General features: G+C 74.1%; 11 protein-coding genes. 9 read left to right on the top strand and 2 right to left on the bottom strand.

Annotation, left to right across the window (positions count from 1 at the left end):
* Together ABWI07_RS35515 and ABWI07_RS35510 are read right to left on the bottom strand one after the other, a co-directional pair.
* The coding region (locus ABWI07_RS35515; protein WP_353821256.1) for a serine/threonine-protein kinase at nucleotides 1-964 on the bottom strand (964 nt) is incomplete at its 3' end.
* Between the two features lie 114 nt (nucleotides 965-1,078).
* Nucleotides 1,079-2,539, bottom strand: a complete 1,461-nt coding sequence (locus ABWI07_RS35510; RefSeq protein ID WP_353821255.1) for a PucR family transcriptional regulator — start codon at nucleotides 2,537-2,539, stop codon at nucleotides 1,079-1,081.
* A 95-nt stretch (nucleotides 2,540-2,634) separates the two neighbouring features.
* Here ABWI07_RS35510 and uraD point away from each other — a divergent pair, with 95 nt between their 5' ends.
* The 9 genes from uraD to alc are packed head-to-tail and all read left to right on the top strand — an operon-like array spanning nucleotide 2,635 to nucleotide 11,639.
* Nucleotides 2,635-3,108 (top strand): 2-oxo-4-hydroxy-4-carboxy-5-ureidoimidazoline decarboxylase, encoded by a 474-nt coding sequence (gene uraD / locus ABWI07_RS35505; protein ID WP_235037371.1) that lies wholly within the window; start codon nucleotides 2,635-2,637, stop codon nucleotides 3,106-3,108.
* Nucleotides 3,105-3,419: a hydroxyisourate hydrolase gene (gene uraH, locus ABWI07_RS35500; RefSeq protein ID WP_149264131.1), complete on the top strand. Its 315-nt coding sequence runs from the start codon at nucleotides 3,105-3,107 to the stop codon at nucleotides 3,417-3,419. The genes uraD and uraH overlap by 4 nt, the downstream gene beginning before the upstream one ends.
* Nucleotides 3,419-4,279, top strand: a complete 861-nt coding sequence (gene pucL / locus ABWI07_RS35495; protein ID WP_353821254.1) for a factor-independent urate hydroxylase — start codon at nucleotides 3,419-3,421, stop codon at nucleotides 4,277-4,279. The genes uraH and pucL overlap by 1 nt, the downstream gene beginning before the upstream one ends.
* Nucleotides 4,280-4,320: 41 nt before the next feature.
* Nucleotides 4,321-5,199 carry an FAD binding domain-containing protein gene (locus ABWI07_RS35490; RefSeq protein WP_353821253.1) on the top strand — a complete coding sequence of 293 codons (879 nt, stop codon included), beginning with the start codon at nucleotides 4,321-4,323 and terminating at the stop codon, nucleotides 5,197-5,199.
* Nucleotides 5,199-5,684: a (2Fe-2S)-binding protein gene (locus ABWI07_RS35485; protein WP_149264213.1), complete on the top strand. Its 486-nt coding sequence runs from the start codon at nucleotides 5,199-5,201 to the stop codon at nucleotides 5,682-5,684. Before ABWI07_RS35490 ends, ABWI07_RS35485 begins: the two co-directional genes overlap by 1 nt.
* Nucleotides 5,681-7,042, top strand: coding sequence for an 8-oxoguanine deaminase (locus ABWI07_RS35480; protein WP_353821252.1), 1,362 nt, complete (start codon nucleotides 5,681-5,683; stop codon nucleotides 7,040-7,042). The genes ABWI07_RS35485 and ABWI07_RS35480 overlap by 4 nt, the downstream gene beginning before the upstream one ends.
* The gene (gene pucD, locus ABWI07_RS35475; protein WP_353821251.1) at nucleotides 7,043-9,352 is read left to right on the top strand and encodes a xanthine dehydrogenase subunit D; all 2,310 of its coding nucleotides are present in this window, start codon (nucleotides 7,043-7,045) and stop codon (nucleotides 9,350-9,352) included. It abuts the gene before it with no gap.
* A complete protein-coding gene (gene allB, locus ABWI07_RS35470; protein WP_353821250.1) occupies nucleotides 9,349-10,647 on the top strand; it encodes an allantoinase AllB in 1,299 nt (432 codons plus the stop codon). Before pucD ends, allB begins: the two co-directional genes overlap by 4 nt.
* Nucleotides 10,644-11,639 carry an allantoicase gene (gene alc, locus ABWI07_RS35465; protein ID WP_353821249.1) on the top strand — a complete coding sequence of 332 codons (996 nt, stop codon included), beginning with the start codon at nucleotides 10,644-10,646 and terminating at the stop codon, nucleotides 11,637-11,639. The genes allB and alc overlap by 4 nt, the downstream gene beginning before the upstream one ends.
* Nucleotides 11,640-11,642 lie beyond the last annotated feature (3 nt).

Raw genomic sequence — 11,642 nt, 5'->3', positions numbered from 1 at the left:
TCAGTTTATGGCATAAGGAGATGCACGTTGGTCGTCTTCGCCGGGCAGGGCGACCCGCGCCGCTCGATGGACCTGCTGTGGCGCGGCGCGGAGCCTCCGCGACGAGCGGTCGCTCGCGCTGCTCGGCCATGGCGGCGACGGCGGGCGGGAGCCAGGGGGCCGGCGCGCCCGGCGGGGGCCCCGTCTGGAGGAGGGCGGCCGGCGCCGGCCGGTCGGCGGGGTTCTTGGCCAGGCATGCCCGGATCGTGCCGGCGAGCGGCTCGAGGACGCCGGCGAGGTCGGGTTCGCCGTGCGCCATCCGGTGGACGACCTCGTCGGGCGTCCCCTCCCCGAACGGGTGGCGGCCGGTGGCCGCGTAGGCGAGGACGCAGCCGAGGGAGAACACGTCGGCGGCGGGACCGGGCTCTTCGCCGCGGATCTGCTCCGGCGCGGTGAACCCGGGGTCGCCGATCCGCACGGACGCGAGGGTTCCGGCGTCCTCGACCGCCCGGGCGATGCCGAAGTCGACGATGTGCGGACCGCCGGACGCCAGCAGGACGTTGCCCGGCTTGACGTCGCCGTGCACCAGGCCGGCGCGGTGCACGGCCGACAGCCCCTCGGCGAGCCCGGCGCACAGGGCGGCGACCGTCCCGGCGGGCAGCGGGCCGTGCGCGGACACCGCCTCCTGCAGCGACGGGCCCGGAACATAGGCGGTGGCCAGCCATGGCCTGGCGGCGTCGAGGTCGGCGTCCACCACGGGCGCCGTGTGCAGCCCCTGCACGCGGAGTGCGGCGTCCACCTCCGCGCGGAAGCGGCGGCGGAACGTCTCGTCCCCGGCCGGTCCGGGAAGCACGACCTTGACCGCGACCGGCCGGCCGCCGGGGGAGCGGCCCAGGAAGACCTCCCCCACGGTTCCCCGCCCCAGCCGTCCCATGATCTGGAATGGGCCGACCTGCCGAGGGTCGTCCGCGCCCAAGGGCTCCACGCCGTTCCTCGCCTTCTCGCACCGATCGTCACGGAGGAGTGCGCCTCCGTGCACAGCATTACATGAACACGAGTGTTCCGTGGAGAGTCCGGGGCGGAAGCCGTCGGTTTTCGATCACACGAGGAGGGCGAGGAAGAAGTCGACGCGGTCCTCCATCCGGGACAGGTCCCGGCCGGTCAGCTCCTGGATGCGCTGGATGCGGTAGCGGACCGAGTTGACGTGCAGGTGGAGCTCCTCGGCGCAGCGCGTCCACGAACCGGAGTTGCGCAGGAACGCCTCCAGCGTGCGGACGAGGCCGGCGCCGTGGGCCCGGTCGTAGGAGTGCAGGGGGTCCAGGAGGCGCACCCGGAACATCTGGCGGACGTCGTCGGGGACGCTCGCGAGCAGCAGCACGTGGGTGGCGAGCTCGTCGTGCCGGACGACGCAGACGGGGGAGGGGCGGGTGGCCGCGAGGCGGCGGGCATGGCGCGCCTCCTCGACGGCGCCGCGCAGGTCCGGCGGCGCGGCGGTGCCCCCGTCCCCGACGGCGCCGCTCACCCCTACGGCGATGCGGGTGCCCGCCAGCCCGGGGGCGAGGGGGCCGAGCGCGTCCTGGACGGCGGCGGCGACGTCCTGCCCGGCGCACGGGACGAGCGCGACGGCCTCCCCGTCCAGCAGCCCGACCACCGGGCGCGGCGCGGGCACGACCTCGGACAGGACGGTGCGCAGTTCGCCCGGCCGCAGCGACCCGTGCGCGGACGCGGCAACGGCCACGACCGGTGACCCGAACCCTTCCGGCATCGGGAAAACGTCCCCTGCGACGGCGGCGGACACGATGTCCTGGGACGAGCGGTCGTCGGCGCGCAGCCGGGCCCGTTCGAGGGCGACGATGGCGGCGAGCTCGCCGGCCAGCGTGCGGCGTTCGGGCGGCCAGTCGGCGAAGTCGCCCTCCAGCGCCACGAACCAGTCCGCGACCCGGGGCGTGTCGGCGGGGGACACGGGGAACAGCGACACGTCCTGGGCGGGGACGTGGTGCGGGAACCGGGGCGCGGTGAGGAAGGCGGCGGCCAGGGCCGCGGGGTCGGCCGGCGCCGGACCCGCCACGACGCGCCCGGTCGGAGCGAGGACGTGGCAGTGGCCGACCAGGTCGAGGACGGCGTCGAGCCCCGTCCCCTCGACAAGGCGGCGGTGCCGGTCGAGCAGCGCGGTGAGATCGGCGGCGCGGGCGCTCGACAGGTGCCGCACGACCTCCTCGGTCACCGTCGCGAACGCCACGTCCTCCGGGACCTTGAACAGCGGGAGCCGGTGCCGGCGGCAGGCCTCCACGAGGTCGTCCGGGATGGCGCCGAGCGCGAGATCCCATGCGGCCAGCCCGGAGACCCCCGCCCCGGCGAGGGCGGCGACGAACGCCTCGGAGTCGGCCGGCCCCGTCCGCCAGACGAGGCCGGTGAGCACCAGCTCGCGCCCGCGCAGGTAGCGGCCCGGATCGAGCAGATCGGTGGTGACGACCCACCGGATCGGCCGGTCCAGCCCGTCCTCCCCGGTGACGACCTCCAACCGCAACCCGGGCATCGCGAGCAGCGAACGCAGCTTCATGTGTAGCAAGCTACAAAAGACCGTCCGCGACCGGCGGCTCAGTTCGGAGGTCCTGTCTCTCGACCGGGGTCGGGGGGACCTTGTCTACTGCAAGCGTGGTGGAACCGAGTGCGGAGGAGCTGGCGGCGTGCTGCGCGTCCCGGCGGTGGGTCGCCGCGGTCGCCGGGCGGTCCTACGCCGATCTCGCCGCGCTGCGCGCGGCGTCGCGGCGGGCGCTTGACGAGCTGGACTGGCCGGACGTCGAGGAGGCGCTCGCGGCCCATCCGCGCATCGGGGACCGGGCGGGCGGCGGCTCGCGGGAGGCCCGCTGGTCGAGAGGCGAGCAGGCGGGGGCCACGGGCGCGGCGGCCGATGTTCAGGACGCCCTCACCGCGGGAAACCGGGCCTACGAGGAGCGCTTCGGCCACGTGTTCCTGATCCGCGCGGCCGGGCGCTCCGCCCTGGAGATGCTCGGTGCGCTGCGGGAGCGGCTCGGCAACGACCCCGAGGCGGAGCGGGACGTCGTCCGCCGCGAGCTGGCGGAGATCGTCGACCTGCGGCTGGCCAAGCTGGTGGAGGAGGACGCGTGAGCCTGTCCACGCACGTACTGGACGCGGCGAAGGGGCTGCCCGCCGCAGGCGTGGCCGTCCGGCTGGACCGGCGCGACCCGGGCGGCGGCTGGACGCCGGTCGCCGAGGCCCGCACCGACGCCGACGGCCGCGTCCGGGAGTGGGGCGCCGAGCCCGGCGAGGGGGTGCACCGGCTGACGTTCGCCACCGAGGGGCTGTCGGACTTCTACCCCGAGGTGACGGTCGCGTTCACGATCGACGACCCGGGACGGCACTACCACGTCCCGCTGCTGATCAGCCCGTTCGCGTACTCGACCTACCGGGGGAGCTAGTGGCGATCGTTCTCGGGCCCAACCGCTACGGCAAGGCGGAGACGCGCGTCGTCCGCGTGACGCGGGACGGCGGCGCCCACCGGATCAAGGACCTGAACGTCAGCGTGGCCCTCTCCGGCGCGATGGACGAGGTGCACCTGACCGGCGACAACGCGGCCGTGCTGCCCACCGACACGCAGAAGAACACCGTGTTCGCGTTCGCCCGCAAGCACGGCATCGGCGCGATCGAGGACTTCGGGCTGCTGCTCGCGCGGCACTTCACCGGCTCGCAGCCGGCGATCACCCATGCCCGGGTGGAGATCCGCGAGTACGGCTGGCGGCGCATCACCGGCGGGCACTCGTTCGTCCGGGACGGCGGCGAGGTGCGCACGGCGCTGGTCCACTGCGGCGACGGGGGCGAGTCGGTCGTCTCCGGCCTCACCGACCTGGTCGTCCTCAACTCCACCGGCAGCGAGTTCCACGGCTTCGCCCGGGACGAGTACACGACGCTCGAACCCACCGACGACCGGATCCTCGCCACGGCGGTGACCGCCCGGTGGCGGCACCGGAGCACGACCGGCGCCTGGGACGACTCCTACGCCGCCGCCCGCGACGGCCTCCTGCGCGCGTTCGCCGAGACGCACAGCCTGTCGCTCCAGCAGACGCTCTACCAGATGGGACGCCGCGTCCTGGCCGAGCGCCCGGAGACCTGCGAGGTCAGGCTGGCGCTTCCGAACAAGCACCACTTCCTGGTCGACCTGGAGCCGTTCGGCATGGACAACGACAACGAGGTCTACTTCGCGGCGGACCGCCCGTACGGGCTCATCGAGGGCACGGTGCTCACCGACGACGCGCCGGACGCCCCGGCGGCCTTCGAGTGAGGTCCCGCGAAGGGGTCCCGCCCATGGAGGAATACTGAGATATGGACTTCCTGCGACCGGTGACCTGGGAGGACGCGCTCGCCGCCAAGGCCGCGCGGCCGGGCGCGCTGCCCGTCCAGGGCGGCACCGACGTGATGGTCGAGATCAACTTCGACGCGCGGCGGCCCGAGGCGCTGCTCGACCTGACCCGGATCCGCGACCTCGCCGAATGGGACGAGGCGGACGGCCGGCTCCGCGTCGGCGCCGGCGTGCCCTACGCGCGGCTGATCACCGAGCTGGGCGGGCGGCTGCCCGGCCTCGCCCAGGCGTCCCGGACGGTCGGGTCGCCGCAGATCCGCAACCGCGGCACCGTCGGGGGCAACCTCGGCGCGGCGTCCCCCGCCGGGGACGGCCACCCGCCGCTGCTGGCCGGGGACGCGGTCGTCGAGGCCGAGTCGGCCGAGCGCGGCGTCCGGATGATCCCGGTCGCGGAGTTCTTCACCGGCGTGAAGCGCAACGCGCTCGCGCCGGACGAGCTGATCCGCGCGTTCTGGACGCCGCCCGCGTCCGGCCCGCAGTACTTCTCCAAGATCGGCACCCGGAACGCGATGGTGATCGCGGTCTGCTCGTTCGCGATCGCGCTGCACCCCGCGGAGCGCCGAGCCGGGACGGGCCTCGGCTCGGCCGCCCCGACGCCGCGCCGCGCCGCGGAGGCCGAGGCGTTCATCTCCGCCGAGCTGGACTGGGACGGGCGGGGCCCGCTCACCGAGTCGGCCGCGCGGCGGTTCGGCGAGCTGGTGCGGGACGCGGCGTCGCCGATCGACGACGTCCGCGGGACCGGCGACTACCGCAGGCACGCCCTGGCGGTGCTGGCGCGCCGGACGCTCGCCTGGGCGTGGGACGACTACCGGACGGGGACCGCGGGAAAGGCGGCATCGTGATGCGCGTGAACCTGACCGTCAACGGCTCGGCCGAGGCCGTGGACGACGTCTGGGAGGGCGAGAGCCTGCTCTACATGCTCCGCGAGCGGATGGGCCTGCCCGGCTCCAAGAACGCCTGCGAGCAGGGCGAATGCGGCTCGTGCACCGTCTACCTGGACGGCGTGCCGGTGTGCGCCTGCCTGGTCGCGGCGGGCCAGGCCGAGGGCCGCGAGGTCGTCACCGTGGAGGGGCTGGCGCAGGGGCCGCCGGGCGAGGAGCGGCTCGACCCCGTCCAGGAGGCGTTCGTCGAGGCGGGCGCCGTCCAGTGCGGGTTCTGCACGCCCGGCCTGATCGTCCAGACGCACGACCTCGTCGAGCGGAACCCGGCGCCGTCGGACGCGGAGATCCGCGAGGCGCTGGCGGGGAACCTGTGCCGCTGCACCGGCTACGAGAAGATCCTCGACGCGGTGCGCCTCGCGGCCGAGCGCAGGGCGGGTGCCCGATGAGACGCGTCGTCATCGAGAACGCGCACGTCGCCACCGTGTCCGGGGAGGAGTACCCGGACGGTCACATCGTCGTCGACGGCGACCGGATCACGGCCGTCGGCCCCGGCCCCGCCCCGGAGGCGGGCGCGGGCGAGACCGAGCGGATCGACGGGACGGGCTGCCTCGCCACCCCCGGCCTGGTCAACTCCCACCACCACCTCTACCAGTGGGCCAGCCAGGGCATGGCCGTCGACGGCACCCTGTTCGAGTGGCTGACGACCCTCTACAAGCCGTGGTCGAAGATGGACGCCGAGGTCGTCGCCGGCGCCGCCACCGCCGGGCTCGCGTGGCTCGCCAAGTCGGGCTGCACGACGTCCACCGACCACCACTACCTGTTCCCCAAGGGGCGCGGCGACCTGTTCGCGGCCGAGATCGAGGCCGCCCGGGAGGTCGGCCTGCGGTTCCACCCGGCCCGGGGGTCGATGGACCGGGGCGAGTCGCAGGGCGGGCTGCCCCCGGACGAGGTCGTCGAGGACCTCGACACGATCCTCGCCGAGACCGAGGCCGCGATCGACCGCTACCACGACCCCTCGCCCGGCTCCATGCTGCGCGTCGCCGTCGCGCCCTGCTCGCCGTTCTCCGTCACGCGGGACCTGCTGGTCGAGTCGGCCCGCCTGGCGCGCGGCAAGGGCGTGCGGCTGCACACCCACCTCGCCGAGACGCTCGACGAGGAGGAGCACACCCGGGAGCAGTTCGGCATGACGCCGACCGAGTACATGGACTCGATCGGCTGGCTGGGCCCCGACGTGTGGCTCGCGCACTGCGTCCACCTGCACGACACCGACGTCAAGCGTCTCGCCGAGACCCGCACCGGCACCGCGCACTGCCCGAGCTCCAACGCCCGCCTCGGCGCCGGGATCGCCCGCGTGTCGCACCTGCTGGAGGCGGGCGCGGCGGTCGGGCTCGGCGTGGACGGGGCGGCGTCGGCGGAGCTCGTCCCGCTGGCCGGGGAGCTCCGGCAGGCGATCTACATGCAGCGCGCCCGGTACGGGCCGACCGCGCTGTCCGCCCGGCAGGCCCTGGAGATCGCGACCCTCGGCGGCGCCCGCTGCCTCGGCCGCGAGGACGAGATCGGCTCCCTCGCGCCGGGCATGCTCGCCGACGTCGCGCTGTGGCGGGTCGACGGCTTCCAGGCGGCGGTCGACGACCCCGTCGTCGCGCTGGCGTTCGGGCCGGTGCCGCCGCTGGAGCGCCTGCTCGTCGGCGGGCGCACCGTCGTGGCCGGCGACACGCTCGCCACCGTCCCGCAGGACGAGGCCGGGCGGCGCGGCGCGGACGCCCACCGCCGCCTGATGCGGCTCGCGGAGGAGGTGCTCTGAATGACGTCCCCGGTCAAGAGTCCGGCCCCCGCGGCCGCTCCGGGCACCGGCGGGGTCGGGGAGAGCCCGCTGCGCCCCGACGGCACGCTCAAGGTCGCCGGAGAGTTCGCCTACGCGTCCGACCTGTGGATGGAGGGGATGCTGTGGGGCGCGACGCTCCGCAGCCCGCACCCCCGGGCCAGGATCCGGTCGCTCGACATCGGGCCCGCGCTCGCGATGCCCGGCGTCCGCGCCGTCCTCACCCATGAGGACGTGCCCGGCCGCAAGACGTTCGGCATCGACCACACCGACGACCAGCCCGTCCTCGCGATCGACCAGGTCCGGCACCAGGGCGAGCCGGTCGCGCTGGTCGCCGCCGACCACCCCGAGACGGCGCGGCGCGCGATGGACCGGATCGCCGTCGACTACGAGGTGCTGGAGCCGGTCACCGACCCGCGCGCCGTCATCGCCGACCCGGAGGGCCTGAAGGTTCAGGACCGCGGCGGGATCACCCGCCACCAGCCGGTCCGGGTCGGGGACGTGGACGCCGCCAAGGCCGAGGCGGCGGTCGTGGTGTCGGGCGAGTACGAGGTCGGCATCCAGGACCAGGCGTTCCTAGGGCCGGAGTCCGGCCTCGCGATCCCGGCCGAGGACGGCGGCGTCGACCTGCACGTCTCCACCCAGTGGATCCACAACGACCTCAAGCAGATCGCGCCCTGCCTCGCGCTGCGCGAGGACCAGATCCACATGACGCTCGCCGGAGTCGGCGGCGCGTTCGGCGGGCGCGAGGACCTGTCGATGCAGATCCACGCCGCGATGCTGGCGCTGCACACCGGCAGGCCCGTCAAGATGTCCTACAACCGGTACGAGTCGTTCTTCGGGCACGTCCACCGGCATCCCGCGCAGATGCGGTACGAGTTCGGCGCCGCGCGCGACGGCAGGCTCCTCTACGCGGACGTCGAGATCGTCCTGGACGGCGGCGCGTACACCTCGTCCACGATGAACGTCGTCGGGAACGCCGCCTCGCTGGGCGTCGGGCCCTACGAGATCCCCAACATCCGGATCGACGGCTACGGCGTCTACACCAACAACCCGCCGTGCGGCGCGATGCGCGGGTTCGGCGCCGTCCAGGCGTGCTTCGCCTACGAGTCGATGATGGACAGGCTCGCCGCCGCCTGCGGCCTCGACCCGCTGGAGATCCGCCGCCGCAACGCCGTCTCGCAGGGGTCGAGGCTCGCGACCGGGCAGGTCATCGAGTCGCCCGCGCCGCTCGCCGAGATGCTCACCCGGCTGGAGGCCATGCCGATGCCTCCCGGACCCGACCGGTCCGACCTGCGCAACCTGCCGGGCGGGGTGTCCCAGACGACCCACGGCGAGGGCGTCGTGCGGGGCGTCGGCTACGGCGTCGGGCTCAAGAACATCTGCTTCTCCGAGGGCTTCGACGACCTGTCCACGGCCCGCGTCCGGCTGGAGGTCATCGGCGGGGAGGCGACCGCGCTCGTGCACACCGCGGCCGCCGAGGTCGGGCAGGGCCTCGTCACCGTCCAGGAGCAGATCGCGCGGACGGAGCTCGGCGTCCAGCGGGTCACGATCGCCCCGGCGGACAACCGGGTCGGCGACGCCGGGTCCTCCAGCGCGTCCCGCCAGTCGTACATGACGGGCGGGGCGGTCAAGACGGCCTGCGAAGCGGTCCGCGCCGAACTGCTCGCGCGCGCCGCGCGCCGCTTCGGCCGCACCGACCTGGCCCTGGTCGGCGGGAAGATCATGTCGCGGGCGGACGGGGCGCTCGGCACGATCGAGGACGTCCTCGGGGACGCCGCCATCGAGGAGACCCGCGAGTACCACCACCGGCGCACGACCCCGATGGACCCCGTCACCGGGCAGGGGCGCACCCACACCCAGCTCGCGCTCTGCGTGCACCGGGCCGTCGTCGACGTGGACGTGGACCTCGGCCTGGTCAAGGTCGTCGAGCTGGCCGCCGTCCAGGACGTCGGCAAGATCATCAACCGGACCGGGGTGGAGGGCCAGATCCACGGCGGGACCGCGCAGGGCCTCGGCCTCGCCCTGATGGAGGAGATCGTCGTGACCGGCGGCCTCGTCCGCAACCCGTCCTTCACCGACTACCTGATCCCCACCATCCTCGACATGCCGCCGATGCGGCTGGAGATCCTGGAGAACCCCGACCCGGAGGCCCCCTACGGGCTGCGCGGCGCGGGGGAGCCGCCGACGCTGTCGTCCACGCCCGCCGTCGTCGCGGCGATCCGGGACGCGACGGGCCGGGCGCTGACCCGGGTCCCCGTCCGCCCGGAGCACATCGTGGCCGGCCCATGACACCGGCCGACCTCGTGATCCGTTCCCCCCGGACCGTTCTGCCCGAGGGCGAGCGGCCGGCGGCCGTCTCGGTCCGCGACGGCCGCATCGCCGCGATCCTGCCCTACGAGACCCCCGCCTCGGTGGACCTCGGCGACGTCGCGCTGCTGCCCGGACTCGTCGACACCCACGTCCACGTCAACGAGCCGGGCCGCACCGAATGGGAGGGCTTCGCCACCGCGACCCGCGCCGCCGCGGCGGGCGGCGTGACCACGCTCATCGACATGCCGCTCAACTCGCTGCCCCCGACCGTCGACCCGGCCGCGCTCGCGGCCAAGCGCGCCGCCGCCGAGGGCGCGTGCGCCGTGGACGTCGGCTTCTGGGGCGGCGCGGTCCCCGGCAACGCGTCCGCGCTCCGCCCGCTGCACGACCTCGGCGTCTTCGGGTTCAAGTGCTTCACCTCCGACTCGGGCGTCCCGGAGTTCCCGCCTCTCGCGCCCGACGAGATGAAGACGGCGTTCCGCGAGATCGCCTCGTTCGGCGGCCTGGTCATCGTGCACGCCGAGGACCCGGCGTCCCTGGCCCCGCCGTCCGGCGGCGACTACGCCGCGTTCCTGGCCTCCCGCCCGCCGTCCGCCGAGCGCCGCGCCGTCGAGCGGGTCGTCCAGTTGGCGGAGGAGACCGGGGTGCGCGCCCACATCCTGCACCTCTCCGCGGCCGACTGCCTGGACGTCCTCGCGAAGGCCCAGGCCGGCGGCCTGCCGGTGACCGCCGAGACCTGCCCGCACTACCTGACCCTCTGCGACGGCGACGCCGGGACCGCCGCGTTCAAATGCTGCCCGCCCATCCGCGACGCGGCCAACCGCGACCGGCTCTGGCAGGGTCTCGCCTCCGGCGTGATCTCCTGCGTCGTCACCGACCACTCGCCCTGCACACCCGACCTGAAACGCGGCGACTTCGCCACCGCTTGGGGCGGCATCTCGTCCCTGCAACTCGGACTGCCCGCCGTCTGGACGGCCGCCCGCGCCCGCGGCCACGACCTGGCCTCGGTCGTCCGCTGGATGTCACAGGCCCCCGCCGCGCTCGCCGCCGTCCCCGGCAAGGGCGGCATCTTCCCCGGAAACGACGCCGACCTCGTCGCCTTCGCCCCCGAGGAGACGTTCACCGTCGACCCCGCGTCCCTCCACCACCGCCACCCCGTCACCCCCTACGAGGGCAGGACGCTGACGGGAGTCGTCCGGGCCACATGGCTGCGGGGCGTACGCATCGCCGACACCCCCACCGGACGCCTGCTCACCCGATCGGAGCCCCGGTGACCGACTTCACCTCCCTGCCGGACCTCGCCGTCCGCACGCTCGGCGGATCGGTCATCGCCGCGAGCGACGAGTCCTTCGCCGAGAAGGAGAACCTGCTCAACCCGTGGAAGCCCGCCTTCCGGCCGGAGACCTTCGGCCCGAAGGGCCAGCTCTACGACGGCTGGGAGACCGCCCGACGCCGAACCCCCGGCCACGACTGGGCCCTGATCCGCCTGGGCCTCCCGGGCCAGATCCAGGGCGTCGTCATCGACACGGCGTGGTTCAAGGGCAACTACCCCCCGCACGCCTCGGTAGAGGCCTGCTTCGCGTCCGGCTACCCCAGCCCGTCGGAACTCGAAGCCGCCGACTGGGTGGAGATTGTCCCGAGAACCCACCTCAAAGGCGACACCGCGCACGCTATCCCGACCACCGAGCCGGACCGCGTCTTCACCCACGTCCGCCTCAACATGTTCCCGGACGGCGGCATCGCGCGGCTCCGCGTCCACGGCAGGGTCGTCCCCAACCCGGCCTTCCTGAGCGGCCTGACGGTGGACCTGGCCGCCCTGGAGAACGGCGCGCGCGTCCTCGACTGCTCCGACCGCTTCTACTCGTCCCCCGACAACATGCTGTTCCCCGGCCTGGCCCGCACCCAGGCCGAAGGCTGGGAGACGTCCCGCCGCCGCGACGACGGCAACGACTGGGCCGAGATAGCCCTCGCCGCCCCCGGCACGATCGCCCTAGCCGAAATCGACACTACAAACCTCAAATTCAACGCACCCGCCGAGGCCCAACTAACGGCCACCACAAACACCGGCGAACGAACCACCATCCTCCCGCGCACCCGCCTACAACCCGACACCCGCCACCGCTTCCGCCTGAAAACGGAAGAGGTATCAAGGGTCCGCCTGGACATCTACCCCGACGGCGGCATAGCCCGCCTCCGCCTCTGGGGCGCCCTGCCCCCTAAATCCGTAAAAGACCTAACAAATTACTGGAATGACCGCATCTGCTAATAA

The organism is Actinomadura sp. NPDC000600 (genome assembly GCF_040492135.1).
Classification (GTDB): Bacteria; Actinomycetota; Actinomycetes; order Streptosporangiales; family Streptosporangiaceae; genus Spirillospora.
Note: the sequence above shows the minus strand (reverse complement) of the source record. Positions and strands in the feature narration are given on the sequence as shown.

Bases quoted from the DNA above. Each gene is read 5' to 3' on its own strand.
- ABWI07_RS35510 (WP_353821255.1), bottom strand. From the start codon at position 2,539: ATGAAGCTGCGTTCGCTGCTCGCGATGCCCGGGTTGCGGTTGGAGGTC.
- ABWI07_RS35490 (WP_353821253.1), top strand. From the start codon at position 4,321: ATGGACTTCCTGCGACCGGTGACCTGGGAGGACGCGCTCGCCGCCAAG.
- ABWI07_RS35485 (WP_149264213.1), top strand. From the start codon at position 5,199: ATGCGCGTGAACCTGACCGTCAACGGCTCGGCCGAGGCCGTGGACGAC.
- ABWI07_RS35480 (WP_353821252.1), top strand. From the start codon at position 5,681: ATGAGACGCGTCGTCATCGAGAACGCGCACGTCGCCACCGTGTCCGGG.
- pucD (WP_353821251.1), top strand. From the start codon at position 7,043: ATGACGTCCCCGGTCAAGAGTCCGGCCCCCGCGGCCGCTCCGGGCACC.
- allB (WP_353821250.1), top strand. From the start codon at position 9,349: ATGACACCGGCCGACCTCGTGATCCGTTCCCCCCGGACCGTTCTGCCC.